Origin of the sequence: Pseudomonas sp. 18058 (assembly GCF_902706155.1) — a bacterium.
GTDB lineage: Bacteria > Pseudomonadota > Gammaproteobacteria > Pseudomonadales > Pseudomonadaceae > Aquipseudomonas > Aquipseudomonas rustica.
Genome location: NZ_CACSJY010000021.1, coordinates 1 through 24146, shown reverse-complemented (window position 1 = coordinate 24146; position 24146 = coordinate 1). Strand labels below are relative to the sequence as shown.

The 24146-nt window shown below is 59.3% G+C and carries 17 protein-coding genes; 7 read left to right on the top strand and 10 right to left on the bottom strand.

Annotated features, from left to right (window positions below):
* The first annotated feature begins 4 nt into the window (after nucleotides 1–4).
* Nucleotides 5–1372 (top strand): DNA repair protein RadA, encoded by a 1368-nt coding sequence (gene radA / locus GVL50_RS13670; RefSeq protein WP_008084632.1) that lies wholly within the window; start codon nucleotides 5–7, stop codon nucleotides 1370–1372.
* Nucleotides 1373–1473: 101 nt separating this feature from the next.
* Here radA and GVL50_RS13665 read toward each other — a convergent pair whose 3' ends face one another.
* The gene (locus GVL50_RS13665) at nucleotides 1474–1842 is read right to left on the bottom strand and encodes a PilZ domain-containing protein (protein WP_053124024.1); all 369 of its coding nucleotides are present in this window, start codon (nucleotides 1840–1842) and stop codon (nucleotides 1474–1476) included.
* 160 nt (nucleotides 1843–2002) lie between these two features.
* Between GVL50_RS13665 and GVL50_RS13660 the strand changes: the two genes are divergently transcribed.
* From GVL50_RS13660 to yjiA, 3 genes are all read left to right on the top strand, one after another.
* The gene (locus GVL50_RS13660; RefSeq protein WP_159813587.1) at nucleotides 2003–4069 is read left to right on the top strand and encodes a carbon starvation CstA family protein; all 2067 of its coding nucleotides are present in this window, start codon (nucleotides 2003–2005) and stop codon (nucleotides 4067–4069) included.
* Nucleotides 4070–4084: 15 nt separating this feature from the next.
* Entirely contained in the window at nucleotides 4085–4282 is a 198-nt protein-coding gene (locus tag GVL50_RS13655; protein ID WP_003228401.1) for a YbdD/YjiX family protein, read from the top strand.
* A gap of 153 nt (nucleotides 4283–4435) precedes the next feature.
* Nucleotides 4436–5407 carry a GTPase gene (yjiA, locus tag GVL50_RS13650; protein WP_159813585.1) on the top strand — a complete coding sequence of 324 codons (972 nt, stop codon included), beginning with the start codon at nucleotides 4436–4438 and terminating at the stop codon, nucleotides 5405–5407.
* 98 nt (nucleotides 5408–5505) lie between these two features.
* Here yjiA and GVL50_RS13645 read toward each other — a convergent pair whose 3' ends face one another.
* The 5 genes from GVL50_RS13645 to morA form a co-directional block, all read right to left on the bottom strand.
* A complete protein-coding gene (locus GVL50_RS13645) occupies nucleotides 5506–6216 on the bottom strand; it encodes a GntR family transcriptional regulator (protein ID WP_159813583.1) in 711 nt (236 codons plus the stop codon).
* A 19-nt stretch (nucleotides 6217–6235) separates the two neighbouring features.
* Nucleotides 6236–6940 (bottom strand): FadR/GntR family transcriptional regulator, encoded by a 705-nt coding sequence (locus GVL50_RS13640; protein WP_159813581.1) that lies wholly within the window; start codon nucleotides 6938–6940, stop codon nucleotides 6236–6238.
* A 75-nt stretch (nucleotides 6941–7015) separates the two neighbouring features.
* Complete coding sequence (locus tag GVL50_RS13635; RefSeq protein WP_159813579.1) at nucleotides 7016–8329, bottom strand: C4-dicarboxylate transporter DctA; 1314 nt, start codon at nucleotides 8327–8329, stop codon at nucleotides 7016–7018.
* A 336-nt stretch (nucleotides 8330–8665) separates the two neighbouring features.
* Entirely contained in the window at nucleotides 8666–9919 is a 1254-nt protein-coding gene (glyA, locus tag GVL50_RS13630; protein ID WP_007909785.1) for a serine hydroxymethyltransferase, read from the bottom strand.
* Between the two features lie 237 nt (nucleotides 9920–10156).
* Complete coding sequence (gene morA, locus GVL50_RS13625; protein WP_159813577.1) at nucleotides 10157–14005, bottom strand: cyclic di-GMP receptor MorA; 3849 nt, start codon at nucleotides 14003–14005, stop codon at nucleotides 10157–10159.
* A gap of 285 nt (nucleotides 14006–14290) precedes the next feature.
* On the opposite strand from morA, the gene ettA reads away from it, so the two are divergent.
* Both ettA and gdhA read left to right on the top strand, forming a co-directional pair.
* Nucleotides 14291–15955: an energy-dependent translational throttle protein EttA gene (gene ettA, locus GVL50_RS13620; protein WP_008078577.1), complete on the top strand. Its 1665-nt coding sequence runs from the start codon at nucleotides 14291–14293 to the stop codon at nucleotides 15953–15955.
* Between the two features lie 349 nt (nucleotides 15956–16304).
* A complete protein-coding gene (gdhA, locus tag GVL50_RS13615) occupies nucleotides 16305–17642 on the top strand; it encodes an NADP-specific glutamate dehydrogenase (protein ID WP_159813575.1) in 1338 nt (445 codons plus the stop codon).
* Here the strand turns inward: gdhA and GVL50_RS13610 are convergent.
* The 4 genes from GVL50_RS13610 to GVL50_RS13595 all read right to left on the bottom strand — a co-directional run bounded on the left by GVL50_RS13610 (nucleotide 17639) and on the right by GVL50_RS13595 (nucleotide 21323).
* Entirely contained in the window at nucleotides 17639–18133 is a 495-nt protein-coding gene (locus GVL50_RS13610; protein ID WP_159813573.1) for a GreA/GreB family elongation factor, read from the bottom strand. The two genes, gdhA and GVL50_RS13610, sit on opposite strands and share 4 nt — an antisense overlap.
* Before the next feature lie 70 nt (nucleotides 18134–18203).
* Nucleotides 18204–18560 (bottom strand): hypothetical protein, encoded by a 357-nt coding sequence (locus GVL50_RS13605; RefSeq protein ID WP_053124000.1) that lies wholly within the window; start codon nucleotides 18558–18560, stop codon nucleotides 18204–18206.
* Between the two features lie 155 nt (nucleotides 18561–18715).
* A complete protein-coding gene (locus GVL50_RS13600; protein WP_159813571.1) occupies nucleotides 18716–20569 on the bottom strand; it encodes a DUF4105 domain-containing protein in 1854 nt (617 codons plus the stop codon).
* Between the two features lie 265 nt (nucleotides 20570–20834).
* Nucleotides 20835–21323, bottom strand: a complete 489-nt coding sequence (locus GVL50_RS13595) for a DUF3015 domain-containing protein (protein ID WP_007909797.1) — start codon at nucleotides 21321–21323, stop codon at nucleotides 20835–20837.
* Between the two features lie 300 nt (nucleotides 21324–21623).
* On the opposite strand from GVL50_RS13595, the gene GVL50_RS13590 reads away from it, so the two are divergent.
* Nucleotides 21624–24062 (top strand): Lon protease family protein, encoded by a 2439-nt coding sequence (locus tag GVL50_RS13590; protein WP_053123997.1) that lies wholly within the window; start codon nucleotides 21624–21626, stop codon nucleotides 24060–24062.
* Nucleotides 24063–24146 lie beyond the last annotated feature (84 nt).

Genomic DNA, 24146 nt, shown 5'->3' with positions numbered 1-24146 from the left:
TCTGATGGCCAAGGCCAAGCGCATGTACGGCTGCACCGAGTGCGGCGCAACCTTTCCCAAGTGGGCCGGGCAGTGTGGCGAATGCGGTGCCTGGAACACCCTCACCGAAACCATGATCGAAAGCGGCGGTGCCACGGCGCCAAGCGGTCGCACCGGTTGGACCGGCCAGCAGGCGCAGATCAAAACCCTGGCCGAAGTCAGCGTCGAAGAGATTCCGCGTTTTTCCACGGCATCCAGTGAACTGGATCGCGTGCTCGGCGGCGGTCTGGTCGACGGCTCGGTGGTGTTGATCGGCGGCGATCCGGGCATCGGCAAATCGACGATTCTGTTGCAGACCTTGTGCAACCTCGCCAAGAGCATGCCGGCCCTCTACGTCACCGGCGAAGAATCCCAGCAGCAGGTGGCCATGCGCGCGCGGCGTCTCGGCTTGCCGCAGGATCAACTGCGGGTGATGACCGAAACCTGCATCGAAACCATCATCGCCACCGCCCGCCAGGAAAAGCCCAAGGTGATGGTGATCGATTCGATTCAGACGATCTTCACCGAACAACTGCAATCGGCGCCCGGTGGCGTGTCCCAGGTGCGTGAGAGTGCGGCACTGCTGGTGCGTTATGCCAAACAGAGCGGCACGGCGATTTTCCTCGTCGGCCACGTCACCAAGGAAGGCGCACTCGCCGGCCCGCGTGTTCTCGAACACATGGTCGACACCGTGCTGTATTTCGAAGGTGAGTCCGATGGTCGTTTGCGTTTGCTGCGCGCGGTGAAAAACCGTTTTGGCGCGGTCAACGAGTTGGGCGTGTTCGGCATGACGGACAAGGGTTTGAAAGAAGTCTCCAACCCTTCGGCGATTTTTCTCACACGGGCGCAGGAAGAAGTCCCGGGCAGTGTGGTGATGGCAACGTGGGAAGGCACCCGGCCGATGCTCGTGGAAGTGCAGGCGCTGGTCGATGACAGTCATCTGGCCAACCCGCGACGGGTAACGTTGGGGCTGGATCAGAACCGCTTGGCGATGTTGTTGGCCGTGTTGCATCGCCATGGCGGGATTCCCACGCACGATCAGGACGTGTTTCTCAACGTCGTTGGCGGGGTGAAGGTGCTGGAGACTGCATCTGACCTGGCGTTGATGGCGGCGGTGATGTCGAGTTTGCGCAATCGGCCGTTGCCGCATGATTTGTTGGTGTTTGGAGAGGTTGGGTTGTCTGGCGAAGTGCGTCCTGTGCCCAGTGGCCAGGAGCGCTTGAAGGAAGCCGCGAAGCATGGCTTCAAGCGCGCGATCGTGCCCAAAGGCAATGCGCCAAAAGAGTCCCCGCCGGGCTTGCAGATCATCGCCGTAACGCGCCTCGAACAGGCCCTCGACGCCCTCTTCGAATAACCAGAGATCCCCTGTAGGAGCTGCCGAAGGCTGCGATCTTTTGATTTTGGTTTTCAAGATCAAAAGATCGCAGCCTCCGGCAGCTCCTACAGGGGCAACCATCAGATCTCGATCAACGCACCCAACTCGCGCTCCAACTCCTGCGGATCCGCCAGGTTCAGCTCGATCAAGCGTCGCAACCGCTGGATCGACTCCAGACTGATATGCCGGCAAACAAACCCCAACTGGCCGTTCTCTTCGTGCGCCAACTGCACGTCCATCTCGATATCAATCTCATCGCTCAGATGAATGTCGACGAAAAAATCCTTCTCGGCATCCCCCAGCCAAGGCTCTGGCCGCTCGATCAGCAAGCCTTTGAGCGACAGGTCTATCAGCTTGACCGGCCAGATGTACTCGCCCTGACTCAGCTCGGTTCTGGCATCGAACGCAATACGTTTGAAGCGACGACGATTGGCTGGGTGCTCGCTCATGGCGCAATCCTCCGGAAGTTCGCTGACTATAGACCCGCATTGTCTAAGCGTACCAGCGCAGACGGGCCACTCAGACCAACGTCGGGGTATGGCCTTTGGCGCCGTAAGCGCTAAACTCGGGGTGGCTGTCTTTCTTGTCCACCCTGGCTGGAATAATAAAATGAAAAATAATAATAGCCTGCTACGCCACTTACCCTGGCTAGTGCTGGCAATCGTAGGAGCGTGCGCCCTGGGCGTAGTGGCATTGCGCCGAGGCGAGGCGATCAATGCCTTGTGGATTGTGGTCGCCGCTGTGGCCATTTATCTGGTTGCGTACCGTTACTACAGTCTGTTCATCGCAAACAATGTGATGCAACTTGACCCGCGTCGGGCCACCCCCGCCGTGCTCAACAATGATGGTCTGGACTTCGTGCCGACCAACAAACACATTCTTTTCGGTCACCACTTCGCAGCGATCGCTGGCGCAGGACCTTTGGTCGGCCCGGTATTGGCGGCGCAGATGGGCTATCTGCCCGGCACGCTGTGGCTGATTGCCGGTGTGGTGCTGGCGGGTGCGGTGCAGGACTTTATGGTTCTGTTCATGTCGACCCGTCGCAACGGCCGTTCCCTGGGCGACATGGTGCGTGAAGAAATGGGCCGGATTCCCGGCACCATCGCACTGTTCGGCTGCTTCCTGATCATGATCATCATCCTCGCGGTGCTGGCGCTGATCGTGGTGAAAGCACTGGCCGAGAGTCCGTGGGGCATCTTCACCGTGATGGCGACCATCCCGATCGCGATGTTCATGGGCATTTATATGCGCTACATCCGCCCGGGCCGCATCGGCGAAATCTCCGTGGTCGGCGTGTTGCTGCTGCTCGGTTCGATCTGGCTGGGCGGGCAGATTGCTGCTGATCCAGTGTGGGCCAAGGCCTTCACCTTCACCGGCGTGCAGATTACCTGGATGCTGGTCGGTTACGGTTTCGTCGCAGCATCGCTGCCGGTATGGCTGATTCTGGCACCGCGTGACTACCTCTCCACGTTCCTCAAAATCGGTACCATCATCGCCCTGGCGATCGGCATTCTGGTGACCATGCCCGAGCTGAAAATGCCGGCGCTGACCCAGTTCGTCGACGGCACCGGTCCGGTGTGGAAGGGCGGTCTGTTCCCGTTCCTGTTCATCACCATCGCTTGCGGTGCGGTATCGGGTTTCCATGCATTGATTTCTTCGGGCACCACGCCGAAGCTGCTGGATAACGAAACCAACGCCCGTTACATCGGTTACGGCGGCATGCTGATGGAATCGTTCGTCGCGATCATGGCCATGGTTGCCGCTTCGGTGATCGAGCCTGGCGTGTACTTCGCCATGAACAGCCCGGCCGCTGTGGTCGGCAGTGATGTCGCTTCGGTTGCGCAAGTGGTCTCCAGCTGGGGCTTTGCGATCACGCCGGAAGCGCTGCAAGCCGTGGCGCATGACATTGGCGAAACCACCATTCTCGCCCGTGCCGGTGGCGCGCCGACCCTGGCAGTCGGTATCGCGCAGATCCTGCACAGTGTCCTGCCGGGTGAAAACACCATGGCGTTCTGGTACCACTTCGCGATCCTGTTTGAAGCGCTGTTTATCCTGACCGCTGTCGACGCCGGTACTCGTGCCGGACGTTTCATGCTGCAGGATTTGCTCGGCTCCTTCGTGCCAGCGCTGAAACGCACTGAATCGTGGACCGCCAACCTGATCGCCACCGCCGGTTGTGTGGCGATGTGGGGTTGGTTGCTGTATCAGGGCGTGGTCGATCCACTGGGCGGCATCAACACCTTGTGGCCACTGTTCGGTATCTCCAACCAGATGCTGGCCGGTATCGCGCTGATGCTCGGCACCGTGGTGCTGATCAAAATGAAGCGTCAGCGCTACATTTGGGTCACCTTGCTGCCAGCCACCTGGCTGTTGATCTGCACCACGACGGCGGGCTTCATCAAGCTGTTCGATGCCAACCCGGCAATCGGCTTCCTGTCGCTGGCCAAGAAGTACAGCGATGCGCTGGCCAGTGGTCAGATTCTGGCCCCGGCGAAAAGCGTCGAGCAGATGCAGCACGTGATCTTCAACGCTTACACCAACGCAACGCTCACCGCGCTGTTCCTGTTCGTGGTCTTCAGCATCCTGTTCTATGCGCTCAAAGTCGGCATCGCCGCCTGGGGCAAAAAAGAGCGCACGGATAAAGAATCGCCATTCCAGGCTCTGCCGGATGCGTAACCAGAGGATTGCAGCATGTTCAATGACCTGAGTCGCCTCGGTAAATACCTCGGTCAGGCCGCGCGCCTGATGGTCGGCATGCCCGACTACGACACCTACGTCGAGCATATGCAAACCAAACACCCGGACAAACCGGTGATGAGCTACGAGATGTTCTTCCGCGAACGTCAGGAAGCCCGTTACGGTGGCAAGGGTGGGCCGAAGTGCTGTTGAGATGACAGCGCAAAGGTTGAGGTAATCCCCTGTGGGAGCGGGCTTGCTCGCGAAAGCGGTGTGTCATCGAGCAATGATGTCGACTGACACGACCCCTTCGCGAGCAAGCCCGCTCCCACATTTGTTTTATGTTTCTTTTCAGGAGATCGAGTTTTGTCCTCTCCCATCCCCGTCACGGTACTCAGCGGTTTCCTCGGCGCCGGCAAGACCACCTTGCTGCGCCACATTCTGAAAGCCGAGCACGGCCTGAAAATCGCCGTGATCGAAAACGAATTCAGCGACGCCGGCATCGACACTCAGTTGCTCGGTGACGAACCGGTGCAAGTCATGACCCTGGCCAACGGCTGCGTCTGCTGCACCATTCACACCGACCTGACCAAAGCGCTGTACCTGCTGCTCGAGCGTCTGGACAGCGGCGAAATTGCCTTCGATCGTCTGGTCATCGAATGCACCGGCCTGGCCGATCCAGCGCCAGTCGCCCAGACCTTTTTCATCGACGAGGAATTGCGCGAGCGTTACCTGCTCGACGGCATCATCACCCTGGTCGATGCCGCACACGCGGACGTGCATCTGAGCCAGACCATCGCCCAGGCGCAGATCGGTTTTGCCGACCGCTTGCTGGTGAGCAAGACCGATCTGGTCGACGAGGCCACGTTCACCGCGTTGAGCGAACGCCTGACGCGAATCAACCGTCGCGCGCCGATTCGTGTGGTTGATCACGGCAACATCGATCTGGCTGAGCTGCTCGATGTACGCGGCTTCAACCTCAACGCCGATCTGGGCGGCGGCTTGAGTTTGCGTCCAGTGAGTAAAGCGCCGTCGATCGATCGTATTTCCAGCCTGGTGCTGCGCACCGATCAACCGCTGGATATCGATCAGCTCAGCGAGTTCATGAATGAATTGCTGGAAGAGCACGGCAAGCAATTGCTGCGTTACAAAGGTGTGCTGAGCATTGCTGGCGAAGATCGTCGCTTGGTGTTTCAGGGCGTGTTGAAACTCTATGGTTTCGACTGGGACACCGAATGGGCCGAGGGTGAGGCGCGGGACAGTGTGATCGTGTTTATTGCCGATGATTTGCCGGAAGAGAAGATTCGGGCGGGGTTTGCCAAAGTAGTGGCGGGCTGATGATTCCTGGTTGTCAGTGATGGCCTCTTCGCGAGCAGGCTCACTCCTACAGTTGCAATGCGTTCCCCTGTAGGAGTGAGCCTGCTCGCGATAGCCATCTAACCAGCAACACCAGGCTCAAGGTCTGAACCCAGCAATGTCTGCTCAAGATGATCCAAATGCCGATTCATCAACATCCCGGCCTTGGAAGCATCCCCACATTCAACCGCCTCAACCAACGCCAAATGCTCCCGCCAAGCGCAATAGCTGTGCGCAGAACCCTCACACCGCGCAATCGCCAACGAAGTAAGCGGTACCAGACTGCCCAAAAAATGCGCCAACGGCACATTCCCCGCCATCCTCGCCAACGTCAGATGAAACTCCCCCGACAAGCGAATCGCCGCCCCGCGCCGATCCTGCTCAACCGCCAAACGCTCACGCTCGATCAACCCACGCAAGCGTTTCAAACCCTCAGCCTGCGGACGCTGACACGCCAACCGCACCAACGTGTTCTCGGCCAATCGCCGCGCATGCAAGGTCTGCCGCGTTTGCTCGCGATCCGGCGCCGCCACTCGCGGTCGATGATTGGCGCGCAGCACAACAACTTGCTCATGGCTCAGTTGCGTCAGCACCCGCCGCACGTCCGCGCGAGTCACGCCGAACATGTCTTTCAAACTGTCTTCGGTGAAACGGCTGTCCGCATCAAGGCGCTGTTCCAGAATCGCATCGAACAGTCGCGGGTAAAGATCCTCCGCCGGCGCGCGCAGGCGAGAGAAGGGCAGGGGCGTCGTGCTCTCGCGAGTGTGCGACGCTGAAGCGAAACTGTTCATGGCCTGTCTCCTGTAGGAATCAGCGACTCAGGTTGTCATCCGGAATATTCAGCTCGATGCCCATGCGCTGACCTTCTTGCAGAATGTGCCGACGCATTTCCGCGCTGGCCTGCGCGCTGTTCTTGCTGCGGATCGCGCGTACCACGGCTTCGTTTTCTTCGAGGCGTTCGGCCAGATGTTCCGGGGAGTTGCGCAACACTTCGGCGCTTTGCTTGAGGGCATTGCTGGTTTGCTGCACCACGCTTTGGAATATCAGGTTTGACGTCAGGGTGAACAGCTCTTCGTGGAAGGCGATGTAAGCGCTGACGCCGGCTTCACTGTCGCCGGCCTCAAGGGCTTCGCGCATGTCCATCAAAGTCAGGCGCAATTGGCCGACTTCCTTGCTGCTGATCGACTGCGCCACCAGACCGACTATGAATGGCTCAAGGGTGTAGCGCAGTTGCAGCACATCTTCGAGGCTCGCCCCGGCGACCGCGCTGTCGTGGCTTTGGCTGTCGCTGAGTTGTGCATCGAGGACGACCACGCCTTTGCCCGGCATCGAACGGACGAGGCCGAGGGTTTCCAGGACGATCACCGCTTCACGCAGGCTCGGGCGGCTGATGCCCAGTTGTTCGGCGAGTTCGCGCTGGCCCGGCAGCATGTCGCCCGAGCGCCATTGGCCGCGGGCGAGGGCGGCGCGGAGTTTTTCGACGACTGAGTTGACTACGGTTGATGTGGTTATCACTTGTTTTGCTCCGTGAACCTTCGTGCAAGCCGCAGGCAAGATCAAAAGATCGCAGCCTGCGGCAGCTCCTACAGGTCAGAATTCCTGTTGGTGGGCGGGTGCCGCTGTTTTTCTCGGCTGAAAGTTATAGCCCTGTTCGCCGTTGAGCACCTTGTTTGCCCGCTGCACGTCGATGTCTTTTTCCCAACGGGCGATCGCAACCGTGGCGACGCAGTTGCCGATCAGGTTGGTCAGCGCGCGGCCGATGCCCATGAACCAGTCCACGGCCAAGACCAATACCAGGCCGACCACCGGGATCGCCGGAATCGCGGTCAGCGTCGCCGCCAGAATCACCAGTGCCGAACCGGGAATGCCGTGGGCGCCTTTCGAGGTGATCAGCGACACCAGCAGAATCGTCAGCAAATCGGTCATCGCTAGCGGCGTACCGGTGGCGTTGGCGATGAAGACGATGGCCAGCGTCAGGTAGATCGAAAAACCATCAAGGTTGAACGAGTAGCCGGTTGGAATCACCAGCCCTACCGTCGAGCTGCCGATGCCGAGGTGTTCGAGTTTGCGCATGATCTGCGGCAACACGGCGTCAGACGAAGCGGTGCCCATGACGATCAGCAATTCTTCACGCAGGTATTTGAGCAGCGGCCACATGCGCAGGCCGGACAGGCGCATTACGGTACCGAGAATCAGCGCGACGAAAGCCATGCAGGTCAGGTAGAACAAACCGACCAGGCTGCCCAGATGCTGCAGCGAATCGAGGCCATATTTGCTGGTGGTGAAGGCGATGGCGCCAAACACGCCGATCGGCGCCAGACGCACGATCATGCCCATGATGCGGAAGATCACATGGCTCAATTCGTTGATCAGTCGCGAGATCCCGGACGCCGCTTCGCCGACCAGATTCAACGCGCTGCCGAACAGCACCGAGAACAGCAGCACCTGCAGAATGTTGTTGTCGGCGAAGGCGCCGATCACCGAAGTCGGAATCAGATCCATCAGGAACTGCGTGGTGGTGTGCATGTGCTGGCCGCGCTGGGCGATGTCGCCCATGTCGGCAGCGGACAACTGCTCCAGATGGATATTCGCGCCGCTGCCGATGCCGGTGCTGAAGGCGAAGACCAGACCGATCACCAAGGCGATGGTGGTGAGGATTTCAAAGTAGATGACCGATTTGAGGCCGATGCGCCCGACCTTCTTCAGATCGCCCGCGCCGCTGATGCCGCTGACCACTACGCAGAACACGATCAGGCCGATGAGCATCTTGATCAGTTTGATGAAACCGTCGCCGAGCGGTTTGAGCTGGGCCGAATATTCAGGAAGGGTCAGCCCGCAGACGATGCCGAGCACCAGTCCGAGAACCACTTGGAGGAAGATTGAACGCGAGCACCATCTGAGCATGGGAGGAATCCTGGTCGGTGTCCTGGCTGCCGTGCGCTTGAACGCATCAGATTCAGGACTTAATTATTGTGGTCTTACCGGTATGTCCAGTGCAGGCGCAGTCTACGCTCGGTTTTTTCGGGATGACAAGTGAAAACATGAAAATTGGCATGACCGGTCTGACCAGTGGCACCAGCCAAATGTAGGAGCTGCCGAAGGCTGCGATCTTTTGATCTTGTTTTTAAAATCCAGATCAAAAGATCGCAGCCTTCGGCAGCTCCTACAGGTGAATTGCAGGCGAAAAAAAACCGGCCAATCACTTGGCCGGTTTTTCATGCTGCGGATTTAACGTCGCAATTAAGCGCCGTATACCGGCAGTTTCTTGCAGATGGCTTTGACTTTCTCACGAACGGCGTCGATCACCGCTTCGTTGTTCAGGTCAGCCAGGATGTCGCAGATCCAGCCAGCCAGCTCTTTGCACTCGGCTTGCTTGAAGCCGCGAGTGGTCACAGCCGGAGTACCGAAGCGCAGGCCGGAAGTAACGAACGGCGAGCGTGGATCGTTTGGCACGGAGTTCTTGTTCACGGTGATGAAGGCTTTGCCCAGAGCGGCGTCAGCATCTTTACCGGAGATGTCCTGCTTGATCAGCGACAGCAGGAACAGGTGGTTCTTGGTACCGCCCGAAACCACGTCGAAACCGCGTTCGATGAACACTTCGGCCATGGCTTGGGCGTTCAGCACCACTTGTTCCTGGTAGGCCTTGAACTCAGGCTGCAGCGCTTCCTTGAAGCAGATCGCCTTGGCAGCGATCACGTGCTCCAGCGGACCACCCTGGGCGCCCGGGAATACCGCGGAGTTCAGCTTCTTCTCGATGTCGGCGTTGGCGCGCGCCAGGATCAGGCCGCCACGTGGACCGCGCAGGGTCTTGTGCGTGGTGGTGGTCACGACGTCAGCGAAAGGCACCGGGTTCGGGTAGACGCCCGCGGCGACCAGACCGGCCACGTGAGCCATGTCGACGAACAGGTAAGCGCCGACTTTGTCAGCGATGGCGCGGAAGCGTGGGAAATCGAGAATCTGCGAGTAGGCAGAGAAACCGGCCACGATCATTTTTGGCTTGTGCTCAACTGCCAGACGCTCGACTTCGTCGTAGTCGATCAGGCCGTTGGCGTCGATGCCGTATTGAACCGCGTTGTACAGCTTGCCGGAGGAGGACACGCTGGCGCCGTGGGTCAGGTGACCGCCGTGGGCCAGGCTCATGCCCAGAATGGTGTCGCCACCTTGCAGCAGGGCCAGGTAAACAGCCGCGTTGGCTTGCGAACCGGCGTGCGGCTGAACGTTGGCGTAATCGGCGCCGAACAGCTCTTTGGCGCGGTCGATGGCCAGTTGCTCAACGATGTCGACGTACTCGCAACCACCGTAGTAACGCTTGCCTGGGTAGCCTTCAGCGTACTTGTTGGTCAGCACCGAGCCTTGAGCTTCCATCACCGCTGGGCTGGTGTAGTTTTCCGAAGCGATCAGCTCGATGTGTTCTTCCTGGCGCTGAGCTTCTTGCTCCATGGCGGCAAAAAGGTCGGCGTCGTACTTGGCAATAGTCAAATCACGGCTGAACATGGCGGTCCTCAAGGATCGGGGGGCAGAAAAGGGGGGCATTCTAACCCAATGGGTTTTGGATGGCATATGAAACGGCATCATGTCGCGGACAAGTGGCGTTCATGCGCGGATAGATGGAGATTGTGCCAGCCTGAAAAGATCTCAGCCTTCGGCAGCTCCTACATTATCCGAGGCGCACACAAATACCGTGACCGACATCAATCCCTGTAGGAGCTGCCGCAGGCTGCGATCTTTTCTTCAGTCGAACATAAACAGGGCGTCATTGCTGAACTGCGCCTCAAACCGGCTCGCCGGCATCGGCCGCCCGAATAGATAGCCCTGAACTTCGTCACAACCATGCTCACGCAGGAAATCCAGTTGCTCGTGTGTTTCCACCCCCTCTGCAATTACCGCCAGATTCAGGCTGTGCGCCATCGCGATGATCGCCCGGGCAATCTGCGCGTCCTGCTCGCCGGATGGCAAACCGTCGACAAACGTGCGGTCGATCTTCAGCACGTCGATCGGGAACTGCTTGAGGTAGTTCAGCGATGAATAACCGGTACCGAAGTCATCGACCGCAATGCTCAGACCAAGGTTTTTCAGCCCGGCGAGAATCTGCATCGCCTCGCTGACTTCGCGCATCAGAATACTTTCGGTCAGCTCCAGTTCCAGACACGCCGGCGGCAGGCCGGTTTCGCGCAGGATCGTGGCGATCCGCGTGCCGAGTTGGCCGTCGGAGAACTGCCGCGCCGAAATGTTCACCGACACCTTCGGCACGCGCACACGGTTCTGGTGCCAGGTTTTCAGTTGGCGGCAGGCCTCGCTGATCACCCAATCGCCAACGTCGACCACCAGACCGAGCTCTTCCAGCACCGGAATGAAATCCCCCGGCGGCACCAGTCCACGACGCGGATGACGCCAGCGCAGCAGGGCTTCGGCGCCGGTCAGGCGTTTGCCGTCGCCGCTGAATTGCGGCTGGTAATACAGGACGAATTCGTCTTGTTCCAAGGCGTGGCGCAAATCGCTTTCCAGCTCCAGACGCTCCAGCGCACTGGCGTTCATGTCGGCCTGATAGAACTGGAAGTTGTTCTTGCCACGTTCCTTGGCGTGGTACATCGCGGTGTCGGCGTTCTTCATCAACTGGCTGAGTTCGTTGCCATCCTGCGGACTCAGGGCGATGCCGATACTTGCGGTGACAAAAAACTCGCGGCCTTCCAGCACAAATGGTCGCACCAGGCTGGCAAGAATCTGCTCGGCGACATGAATCGCCCGGTTCAGTGCCAGTTCGCGGCTGGAACGGTGTTGCAGCAGCAAGGTGAATTCATCGCCGCCCATGCGCGCGACGGTGTCGTCGTTGTCGACGCACGCCAGCAGGCGCGTGGCCATGTCTTTCAACATGCGGTCACCGGCGGCGTGACCGAGGGAGTCGTTGATCGGTTTGAAACGGTCGAGGTCGAGGAACATCAGCACCACCCACGACTTCTGCCGCTCCGCCGATTGCAGCGCCGTGTGCAGGCGATCCTGGAACAGCGTGCGGTTCGGCAAGTGGGTCAGGGCGTCGTAGTAAGCGAGGCGGTGGATGCGCTGTTCGCTTGCCTTGCGCTCGCTGATGTCGCTGAAGAAACACACGTAACTGGCCAGATCGCCTTCGTCGTCAAGCACCGCAGTAATGCCAACCCACGCCGGATAATGCTCGCCGTTACGGCGTTTCATCCAGACTTCGCCTTCCCAGGTGCTGTGCTGATGCAATTGCTTGAGCACGTAACGCAGATGCGCGTCCTGCTGTTCGTCGACCGTGAGCATGTTCGGCAACTGGTCGAGCACTTCGCTGACCGCGTAACCGCTGACGCGACTGAATGCTTCGTTGGCCTGAACGATGTAACCGGCCGGATCGGTGATCAGGATCGCCGAGGTCGAGTGTTCGAATACGGTGGCAGCCATGCGCAGGTCTTTTTCGGCGCGGCGCTGCTGGCTGATGTCGCGACCGACCCCGAGCACGCCTTCAAAACCGCCATGCTCATCCCACACCAAGACCAGACGCAGTTCGATTGGAATCTTGCGGCCATCGGCGCGCAGGCAGTCGAACAGAAACAATTGCGTCTGCACCTGACCGCGCAACAGCGCCAGTTGCTCGGGTTTATTCAGCGACTTGCTGACCCGATCCATCAGCGTGTAGATGCCGCTCAATTGCTGCGGGTTGGCAATGATCGATTGCCAGCCATTCTGGAAAATCCACTCGGCATCAAAGCCCAGCACAGCCTGCACCGACGGGCTGACGTAGTTCAACGAGAGCTTGCTGTCGGTGGAGAAAATCACGTCGCTGATGCTTTCGGCGAGCATGCGATAACGCTGCTCACTGTCGCGCAGGGACTCACTGGCCTCAATCTGCTCGGTGATGTCCTTGGCCACGCCGATGATCCGCGTGACCTGATCGTGCTTGTCGCGCGCCAGTGCCTGTTCGCGAATATCAAAGCGCCGCCAGTTGCCGTCGCGATGGCGGAAGCGCAGTTGGCATTGCAGCAATTGGCTGTAACCGGCATGGCGCTGGGATTGGCGCGAGCGGTGGTAATAATCGGCGTCTTCCGGGTGCAGAAGGATTTCCCAAAAATACTCGCCCATCTGGTGCAGTTCGGTGCGGTTGTAGCCGAGGGTCTGCCCGAGGTGGTGGTTGCTGAAAATCATTCGCTGGCTGATCACGTCCTGCACATACAGATGATCCGGCACGGTGCGCACCACGTCCGACCAGAACCCTTCGCGCTCCAGCAACGACAGCTCGACCAGTTTGCGGCTGGTGATGTCGTTGATGCTGAGGATCACCGCCGTGTAATCGTGCTGCTCGGTCGGCAGGCGCAAGACCATCCACAGGTGTTGATCGCGGCCATTGATGTCCGCCAGTTTGATTTCCAGTTCCAGCTGCTTTTGCTGTTGCAGCACGGCGTCGAGGATTTGATTGCCGATCGCGCACTGACGGTGCGGATGACCGTCGATCAACAGTTGCCACGCTTGTTCGCAGGAATTGACGTTGAGCAGTTGCAACGCGACCTGGTTGACCTCGGTGACACGCAACTCTTGCAGCAATTGCTGGCGTTGAGCAGGTTGGTCGAGCCAGGCCTTGAGCTGGTCGCTGGTCTGGATCTGCGCTTTCTCGAAAACCTGTTTCAGGCCAGACAGATCGAGCACACACAACGCAACGCCGGTGCCTTCGAAAATGTCTTGATAACGCCGGCGACCTTCATGCAACTGGCGCTGACGGCGGCGCATGTTCAGCAGCGCGATCACCGGCAGCAGCGAGAAGGCCAGCCCGAGCAGGCATTTGCCGATAAACGCCGGGAGCAATTCTTCGAGCACGCGCTGACGGTCGAACAGACCGCGCAACTGCCAGTCGCTGCTGCTCAGCGGCACAGTCAGCACCGTGTCGGCCAGATCGTCAGGGGAAAGCACGCTGGGCTTGGCCGAGGGCAACGCTTTATCGCGACTGACGATCTGATGGTTGATGCGGTTTTCCACCAGCCACAATGGGCGCAGGCCGGTTTCGCCCTGTTTGGTCAGCGAATCGAAAAACGTCGGCGTCAGGCGCAACGCCCAATAACCGCGCGAACTGCCGCTGGCCTGATGCAGCAACAGATGCACCACCGAGCCGTCATCGGCGTTACTGAAGTAATGCGCCTGAGCACGACTGCGCCGAACCAGTTCGGTGAGGTAATCGGCGTCATGGCTGTCGGCGGCGCTGTCGCTGAGGATTCGCCCGGAAGGACTGAGCAACGCCATGCTGCGCAGATCCGGCAGCGATTGCTGAAGTTTGCGCAGCAGCGCCTGCTGTTCGTCGGCGGTTTGCGGTTGCTCGACGATCGGTAGCAGGTTGAGAGCGATTTGCGCGTTCAGCGCCATGTTCAGGCTGACTTGTGAAGCGAGGTCGGCGGTGTAATCGATGGTGTACTGGCGCTGGTTTTTCTGGGTCTCGCGCAGTTGATCGAGCAGTTGCCAGAACAGCAACGCCAGCAGCAACAGCACCAAAGTCGCCAGCGCACCCTTTAATGTCCCGCGCAGGGGTGAGCCGGGCGCCGGAGGGGTGCTGCTCACAGAGGCTGGCGGAGTGACATTGGACAAGCTGTAATCCTGCGGTCTGGCTGGACTGGCGCGACGTGCACTATAAGCCGGACGCCCAAAGGGCGGCTAGCATGCCTTGAGTTGTGGCGAAGTGCCAGCCCCGCTCGGCTGGACTGCCACCGGTCATTAAGGTAGCTTTGCCGGTTACGCGGGAGCGTTCCAGCTCCTAGACTCAGACTTTTTCAGCGCGCACGCATTGATAACCATCAAGTGAACGACGCGCATGGTCTGGCCGGGCATCGCCCGCGCTGCAATCATTCATCTGTCACTGACCCAAGGTTCTCCATGGCTCAATACGTCTTCACCATGCATCGGCTGGGCAAAGTTGTTCCGCCGAAGCGGGAAATCCTCAAAAACATTTCGCTGTCGTTCTTCCCCGGCGCCAAGATCGGCGTGCTCGGCCTCAACGGTTCGGGTAAGTCCACGCTGCTGAAAATTATGGCCGGCGTCGACACCGAGTTCGAAGGCGAAGCGCGCCCGATGCCGGAACTGAACATCGGTTATCTGCCGCAAGAGCCGCAACTTGATCCCACCAAGACCGTGCGTGAAGTGGTCGAGGAAGCGGTCAGCGTGATCAAGAACGCCCAGGCCCGCCTGGACGAGGTCTACGCGGCTTACGCTGAAGAAGATGCCGACTTCGACAAACTGGCAGCTGAACAGGCCAAGCTCGAAGCGATCCTGCAAGCCAGCGACGGTCACAATCTTGATCGCCAACTGGAAGTCGCTGCCGACGCACTGCGTCTGCCGGCGTGGGACGCCAAGGTCGAATTCCTCTCCGGTGGTGAAAAGCGTCGTGTGGCCCTGTGCCGCCTGCTGCTGTCCGCTCCGGACATGCTGCTCCTCGACGAACCAACCAACCACTTGGACGCCGATTCCGTTGCGTGGCTGGAGCATTTCCTCCACGACTTCCCGGGCACCGTGGTTGCGATCACGCACGACCGTTACTTCCTCGACAACGTCGCTGGCTGGATTCTCGAACTCGACCGCGGCGCGGGCATTCCGTACGAAGGCAACTACTCGGGTTGGCTTGAAGCCAAATCCGATCGTCTGGCCGCTGAATCCAAGCAGCAGTCGGCGCACGAAAAAGCCATGAAGGAAGAATTGGAGTGGGTGCGCAAAGGCGCGAAAGCCCGCCAGTCGAAATCCAAGGCACGTCTGCAACGCTTCGAAGAAATGCAATCGCAGGAATTCCAGAAGCGCAGCGAAACCAACGAGATCTACATCCCGGCCGGCCCGCGTCTGGGTGACAAGGTCATCGAATTCAAGAACGTCACCAAGGGCTACGGCGATCGCGTGTTGATCGACAACCTGTCGTTCTCGATGCCGAAGGGCGCCATCGTCGGCGTGATCGGCGGTAACGGTGCCGGTAAATCGACCCTGTTCCGCATGCTGATGGGCAAGGAACAACCGGATTCGGGCAGCATCGAAGTCGGCGAAACCGTGCAACTGGCTTGCGTCGATCAGAGCCGCGACGACCTCGACGGCAGCAAGACTGTGTTCCAGCAGATTTCCGACGGTTCCGACCAGATCCGCATCGGCAACTACGAGATCCCGTCGCGCACCTACGTCGGTCGCTTCAACTTCAAGGGCGGCGATCAGCAGAAGTTCGTCAAGGATCTGTCCGGTGGTGAGCGCGGTCGTCTGCACCTCGCGCTGACCCTGAAGGAGGGCGGTAACGTCCTGCTGCTCGACGAACCGTCCAACGACCTCGACGTTGAAACCCTGCGTTCCCTGGAAGAAGCCCTGCTGGACTTCCCGGGCGCTGCAATTGTGATCTCTCACGATCGGTGGTTCCTTGACCGCGTGGCGACCCACATCCTCGCGTACGAAGACGACTCGCAAGCGATCTTCTTCGAAGGCAACTACACCGAGTACGAAGCGGATCGCAAGAAACGCCTCGGCGAAGCAGCTGCCCAGCCACACCGGGTACGTCACAAGAAACTGGCCTGATTCGGGTTGGTTGCATAAAGAGCGGAGCCTTTGGCTCCGTTTTTTTTTGCCCGGGTTTTTTCAGATGGATCGAGTCGCGGCATTCGCGAGCAAGCCCGCTCCCACAAGGGGAACGCATTCCAAATGTGGGAGCGAGCTTGCTCGCGAAGGCTGTATTCCGGTTGGTGCAAAGCTTGTTTTGTAAATCACCATTCAGGTGCAAAACAGGTCAAAAAATCCTCATGATTTATATCCTGTGCACCATTTAATTTCATATCCGCGACATTTCGATCTATTCCTGTGCGCAATTGGTTTGTTACAGTCCGGCCTAATCTCTTCCAACGATAATAAATTTGCCGAGACTTTCCCCATGATCGAATCCGTCGAATCCTTCCTCGCCCGCCTGAAAAAACGCGACCCGGATCAGCCCGAATTTCACCAGGCCGTTGAAGAAGTCCTGCGCAGTCTGTGGCCGTTTCTCGAAGCCAATCCGCACTACCTGACTTCGGGGATTCTCGAGCGCATCTGCGAGCCGGAGCGTGCCGTGGTGTTCCGCGTGTCGTGGGTCGACGATCAGGGCAAGGTTCAGGTCAATCGCGGTTTCCGCATCCAGATGAACAGCGCCATCGGCCCGTACAAGGGCGGTTTGCGTTTCCATCCGTCGGTGAACCTGGGCGTGCTGAAATTCCTCGCTTTCGAGCAGACCTTCAAAAACTCCCTGACCTCGTTGCCCATGGGTGGCGGCAAGGGCGGTTCCGACTTCGATCCGAAGGGCAAGAGCGACGCCGAAGTCATGCGTTTCTGCCAGGCGTTCATGAGCGAGTTGTATCGTCACATCGGCGCCGACGTTGACGTGCCGGCCGGTGACATCGGTGTCGGTGCGCGCGAGATCGGTTTCCTCTTCGGCCAGTACAAACGCCTGAGCAACCAGTTCACCAGCGTCCTCACCGGCAAAGGCATGACCTACGGCGGCAGCCTGATTCGTCCGGAAGCCACCGGTTTCGGTTGTGTGTACTTCGCGGAAGAAATGCTCAAACGTCGCGAGCAAACCGTGGAAGGCAAACGCGTGGCGATCTCCGGTTCCGGCAACGTCGCGCAATACGCCGCGCGCAAAGTGATGGATCTGGGCGGCAAGGTGATTTCGCTGTCCGACTCCGAAGGCACGCTGTATTGCGAGGCGGGCCTGAGCGAAGAACAGTGGTCGGCGCTGCTGCAGCTGAAAAACGTCAAACGTGGGCGCATCAGCGAATTGGCGACAGAGTTCGGTCTGGAATTCCGCGCCGGTCAGTTGCCATGGTCGCTCCCATGCGATATCGCATTGCCGTGCGCCACGCAGAACGAACTCGACGCCGAAGCCGCACGCACGCTGCTGCGCAATGGCTGCGTATGCGTCGCTGAGGGCGCGAACATGCCAACCACGCTGGAGGCTGTGGATATCTTTATCGAGGCCGGCATTCTCTTCGCGCCGGGCAAGGCGTCCAATGCCGGCGGTGTCGCGGTGAGTGGTCTGGAGATGTCGCAGAACGCCATGCGTCTGCTGTGGACGGCGGGTGAGGTGGACAGCAAGCTGCACGCGATCATGCAGTCGATCCACCACGCTTGCGTGCATTACGGCGAAGAAAATGGGCGGATCAATTACGTCAAAGGCGCGAACATCGCCGGTTTCGTCAAAGTCGCCGACGCGATGCTGGCGCAGGGCGTGGTTTAAGCCGGTTCGATGCGGATCACTTCGATCACTTGATCGCCGGCGGGGCGCTGCCACAGCACCTCGTCGTTGAGCCGGGCACCGAGCAGCGCCCGGCCCAGCGGTGAACCCCAATTGATCAGGCCCTTCGCGGCATCGGCCTGATCTTCACCGACCAACTGCACGCGGCGTTCTGTGTCGTGCTCATCCGCGTAGGTGACCCAACTGCCGATCTGCACTTTGTCTCTGGACGTTGCGGCGACGGCGACTTGCGCACTGCTCAAGCGCTGATTGAAATAACGCAAATCCCTTTGCAGATCCGCCAGCCGCTGTTTGTCGGCCTGCTCACCTTTGGCTGATTGCTCGGCGTGTTGGGTTTGCAGTTCGGCGACTTTCGCCTGCAACTGCGCCAAGCCTTGTGACGTGACGTAATTGGGCTGCTCGCTGACCTGCCGTTCAACCGGTTGATCGGCTTGTGCGGCGGCGTTGTCTTCGTTGACGAAAGCACGGCTCATGGGTTCCTCCTCGTATGAGGTTTGGGCCATGCTCGCAGGCATTTGGTTTCACTGGATGTCTGGGAGCGACCTAGGGCGAGCGGTAAGCCCGCGCGGCGTCCTGATCTTTTTGCTGCTGCCAGGCGCGCTCGCGTTCGTCCCAATGCTCATTACGGTACTCGTCGCGATCCTTGTTTTCGAGCATCGCCTGACATTGGCGGAAGCCGTCAGTCCAGCCTTCGGCGTATTGCTTGTCTTTGAGATAGCGCGGGACGTTTTTGCGGAATTCGCCGCTGATCGAACCGGCAGCCTGACGACCACTGACGCAACCGTCATCGAAACCGTCGGCAAAGGCCGGTGGGTAGCCTTTGGCGATCAAATCATCGTGGGTGGTCTGGCAACCGCTCACGAACAGCAAAACCCCCAGCAAACCCGCACACCGCCACATCGCACTCTCCTGAGCCGGTTGTCCGGCTTATAAGGAGAGTCTAGAAGCAGATTCATTAGTGGGGTGTGAAAGAAAGATCAAAAGATCGCAGCCTGCGGCAGCTCCTACAGGTGAAGCACATTGCAAATGTAGGAGCTGCCGAAGGCTGCGATCTTTTAATAGTGATACCACTTCACTTCGAGCATGACTTCCGTTTCAGGCGTGGCGATGTGGCTGAACTCGCGCTGCGCACTCAAGCGCAAACCAAGATTGCGCGACAGTTCCCACTGCTGATTCAGGCTCAAACTGCGCCGCACTTCGCCATTGGTGAAGTAATCACCCTTGGCCTCCAGGCTCATATTTCCCAGAGGATTGCGCCACAGCACGCCGGTATTGAAACCACCGGCCGGCGAAACAAATTCAGCAAAGTCATTGTTGTGCTCAACCCGCACGGTGCCCAGCGCAAATCCCAGCACATCATCACCCAGCGCCCACGTGCCGCCACCGCCACCATTCACATGACTGACCAGCGTCTCGTCATCATGCTTGCCCGGCACGCGCTCAAGGCCACCGGTGACTTGCCACGACAACGGCTGCAACAACTCGTTGCGTGGTGTCAGCGAGCGAATCGTCGCCAGATCCAGTTGCTGGAACTGCCAGTGATTGCCTTCGTACTGACGCAGCTTCATTTGCAGGATTTCAATCTGCGCGCCGAGCGGGAAGCTTTCGGCGTTGTCGTTGAGATCGTGATAAGCCATGCGCAAACCGTACTCGCCGAACGCACGATCGCCGCGCGTGCCGAGGCCGGCCTGCCAGGTGCGCGATTCGTGGCCGTCTTCCGGCAAGCCCGGTTGCGGAATCTCCAGATCGGGTGCGGGGTTTTTATTGATCGCTCGCAGCAGTTCGAAGCTCCGTTGCGCCCGTTGCGGATCGCGTTCCTGACCATTGGCGCGGTAGCGTTCGAGGCGATACGCCGCGTCGATGATCAACGCCTGACGATCGCGGGGCAGGGCTTTGAAGGTCGGCTCTTGCAACACTTGTTGATCGGCGCTGACTTTCAGCACCCAATCCTGCTCTTCACCCGTCAACGGCTCAGCGCGGCTCAGTAACTCGCGCTCACGCGACGGACGATATTCAATACTTTCCACCAGCCCGGCTTCTTTCACCGCTTTCACGGTGTCGGTCGGAATCGCCGTCAGCGGGAATTGCTCGGTCAGGCGCAGACTTGGGCGGGCCACTTGCAGCAGCTCGAGCAAGCGGTACGAGCAGTTTTCATCGAAGAAGAAATAGTCGAACTGGATCTGCTTCAACTCCCACACATGTTCGACCATGCGTGCGGTTTCTTCTTGCGTCAGATTGAGTCGGTATTCCCACAGATCACGGTTTTCCAGGCTGCGGTATTCGGAGAGTTTTTCCTGATACGGCACCAGCGCGAACAGGCCCGGATAGCCGCCCATCAAACCTTTCCAGGCGTAGAGGATGCTGTTGTCGGAACCTTCGATGTAGGCGCCGAAGTTGATCGCGTAGCTGAGCAGCGAGGTCTTGTCGGCCTGCACGTCAGCTTGGTCGATGCGCAGCAGGGTGTGGCCGAACATCGATGACGGACTGTTCAAATACGCCGCCGGGAAGATCATCACCGCGCTGTGCGGCGAGACGTCCTTCATCCATTTTTTGTACTCGGCGCAATCAGGTGCCGGCAGATCTTTCAGATTGAGTTGCGCTTTCAGCCAGCGCGTGCGCGCCGGGTAAACGCACTGCGCGTGCTTTTCACCGAGACTGGCCGGGGCGTACAACGCTTGCACGGTCGCCGCCAATTCGTGATCGGGATGTTCATTGCCATCAGGCGCGAGAAAGAATTTCTTGTCGCTGACATAGCTGCGCCAGCCGCCGAGTTTGGCGGTTTCGTAATGACCGAGGGAAATCCAGAAGCGGTCGTTGGCCAGTTGCTGCAAACGTTGAGGGTCGACATGGGGCGCGGCGGACAGCGGGGCGCAGACACAGAGCGCCAGCCAGGCAAGGCGTTTGAGCATAAGTGGCAACTTAAGTCGAAAGAAAATAAAACCCGAATCGGGGGTTAACACTCCACCCTTGTGGCGAGGGGATTTATCCCCGTTGGGCAGCGAAGCGGCCCCAAAACCTATATCCCCAATGCACCAGTTATACCGCATGCACAGGTTCACGACTGCTGCGCAGCCGATCGGGGATAAATCCCCTCACCACAGGTTCAGCGTCACGGTGGAATCACTGCATAAAAAATAAAACCCGCTCCCCGAAGGAAGCGGGCAGGGGTCGAGCTTAAGCCTGCGTTGCGTACTTGGCCAGACGAGGATCCGATTTCAGTACGGCCAGGGTGTTGGTATGCACGTCTTCAGCGGTCACGTCAGCTTTGCTGAAGATCTGCTGGAAGTGCTCGTGAGTCACAGCAGCGAAGTGCGCACGATCTTCCGGCGCCACGCCCAGTACCACGGCATAAGTCGTCAGCGCTTCGCCGTTGCCTTTAGCCATGTCTTCGGACAGCTCGTTCATCATGCCATTCATGGCAAACCAGGATTTGCCGCCGTAGGTCAGCGACGCATTGGTCGAGCAACCGTTGGTGCCGGAAGTCATACCAAACGTAGCGTTACCGGAAGTGCCGTTAGTGGTGGAAGCGAGGAAGTGAGCAGGGGTGCCACGCTGACCTTCAAACAGCATGTTGCCCCAACCGCAATCCGGGCCGCCTGGAGCTTGCGCCATTGCGTTGATGGATACAGCGGTGAAGAGAGTACCGAGAAGAATCCGTTTCATAGCTTTGTTCTCTTTGTGTGCATACCAATGGACAGGGTTCTGGCCCCCAAGCGCTGTACAAGACAGACCCAAACGAAGCCAGTGGGCCGGTATTAGTTCCAGCCGCGCAGTTTGGAGTTTAGGCACGTTCCTGCGGTTCCGTGATTTTTTACAAAAGATTCGGTAATAACCCCGGTTTCAGGGGAGCCGGTGCGCAGAGATCCGGTTGTCTATGCTTTGTCACATGGCGCGCCTTGCCAGTGGGGCACGGGCAGCGCCAGAATGCGGCTATCTGCCCCGCCTGATTGTTAAGGAAGCCCGATGCCTGATCCTGTTGCTGCCAGCTTGCGTCTTGCGCCCGAAGCGCTGACCCGTCCGTTTTCCGCTGAACAGTTCAGCTTCACTACCACCAATGATCTGGAGCCCTTTCGCGGTGTGCTCGGCCAGGAACGCGCGGTCGAAGCCTTGCAGTTCGGTGTGGCCATGCCACGCCCCGGTTACAACGTGTTTGTCATGGGCGAGCCCGGCACCGGCCGTTTCTCGTTCGTCAAACGCTACCTGAAGGCCGAAGGCAAACGCCTGCAGACCCCGGCGGACTGGGTCTATGTGAACAATTTCGATGAGCCGCGCGAACCCCGCGCACTGGAGTTGCCATCCGGCACCGCCGCTTCGTTCATCGGTGACATCAACGGTTTGATCGACAACCTGCTGGCGACGTTTCCGGCAGTCTTCGAGCACCCGTCCTACCAGCAAAAGAAAAGCGCCATCGACCGCGCCTTCAATCAGCGCTACGACAAAGCCCTCGACATCATCGAGCGCCTGGCCCTGGAAAAAGACGTCGCCCTCTATCGCGACAGCAGCAACATCGCCTTCACGCCGATGCTCGACGGCAAGGCGCTGGACGAAGCCGAATTCGCCCAATTGCCAGAAGCTGATCGCGAGCGTTTTCACGATGATATTTCCGGGCTTGAAGAACGCCTGAACGAAGAACTCGCCAGCCTGCCGCAATGGAAGCGCGAGTCGAACAATCAGCTGCGTTCGCTCAACGAAGAAACCATCACGTTGGCGCTGCAGCCGTTGCTGTCGCCGCTGTCGGAGAAGTACGCCGAGAACGCGGCGGTCTGCGGTTACCTGCAAGCGATGCAGGTGTACCTGCTGAAAACCGTGGTCGAGCAACTGGTCGACGACAGCAAGACCGACGCCGTGGCGCGCAAGCTGCTCGAAGAGCAATACGCGCCAAGTCTGGTGGTCGGTCATCCAGTCAGCGGCGGTGCGCCAGTGGTATTCGAACCGCACCCGACTTACGAAAACCTCTTCGGGCGTATCGAATACACCACCGATCAGGGCGCGCTCTACACCACTTATCGTCAGTTGCGCCCGGGTGCCTTGCACCGTGCCAACGGCGGTTTCCTGATTCTTGAAGCGGAAAAAATGCTCAGCGAGCCGTTCGTGTGGGATGCGCTCAAGCGCGCCCTGCAATCGCGCAAGCTGAAAATGGAATCGCCGCTGGGCGAGATGGGCCGTTTCGCCACGGTCACGCTCAACCCGCAGCACATTCCGTTGCAGGTCAAAGTCATCATCATCGGTGCGCGGTCGCTGTACTACACGCTGCAAGACCTCGATCCGGACTTCCAGGAGATGTTCCGCGTTCTGGTCGACTTCGACGAAGACATCCCGATGGTTGACGAGAGCCTGGAGCAATTCGCCCAGCTGTTGAAAACCCGCACATCGGAAGAAGGCATGGCGCCGCTGACCGCCGATGCGGTGGCGCGTCTGGCGACTTACAGCGCACGGCTGGCCGAGCACCAAGGGCGTTTGTCGGCGCGTATTGGTGATTTGTTCCAGTTGGTCAGCGAAGCGGATTTCATCCGCCATCTGGCTGGCGATGAAATGACCGATGCCGGCCACATCGAGCGTGCGCTGAAGGCCAAAGCCACGCGCACTGGTCGCGTGTCGGCGCGGATTCTCGACGACATGCTCGCCGGGATCATCCTCATCGACACCGATGGCGCGGCAGTCGGCAAGTGCAACGGTCTGACCGTGCTCGAAGTCGGCGACTCGGCGTTCGGTGTGCCGGCGCGGATTTCCGCTACGGTGTATCCGGGCGGCAGCGGCATCGTCGACATCGAGCGCGAGGTTAACCTTGGTCAGCCGATCCACTCCAAAGGCGTGATGATCCTCACCGGGTATCTGGGCAGCCGTTACGCGCAGGAATTCCCGCTGGCGATTTCCGCGAGCATCGCGCTGGAGCAATCCTACGGTTACGTCGATGGCGACAGTGCGTCGCTGGGCGAGGCGTGCACGCTGATTTCGGCGCTGTCGAAAACCCCGCTCAAGCAGTGCTTCGCGATCACCGGTTCGATCAACCAGTTTGGTGAAGTGCAAGCGGTCGGCGGGGTCAACGAGAAGATCGAAGGCTTCTTCCGTCTCTGTGAGGCGCGCGGACTGACGGGCGAGCAGGGCGCAATCATTCCGCAGGCCAACGTCGCCACGCTGATGCTCGATGAGAAGGTATTGGCGGCGGTGCGTGCCGGGCAGTTCCACGTTTACGCGGTGCGTCAGGCGGATGAAGCGTTGAGCCTGCTGGTCGGCGAACCGGCCGGTGAGCCGAACGCCGACGGCGAATTCCCGGAAGGCAGTATCAACGCACGGGTGGTCGAGCGCTTGCGCGACATCGCTGAAATGATCAGCGAAGAAGACCTCAAGGAAGCGGAAAAGGAACTGGCCCAAGAGGCGTTAGCCGAAGCCAAACCGGCTTAAGCCTTACGCGATCCAAAACTGTGGGAGCGGGCTTGCTCGCGAATGCGGTGTATCAGTCGACACATTGGTTGACTGATACACCGC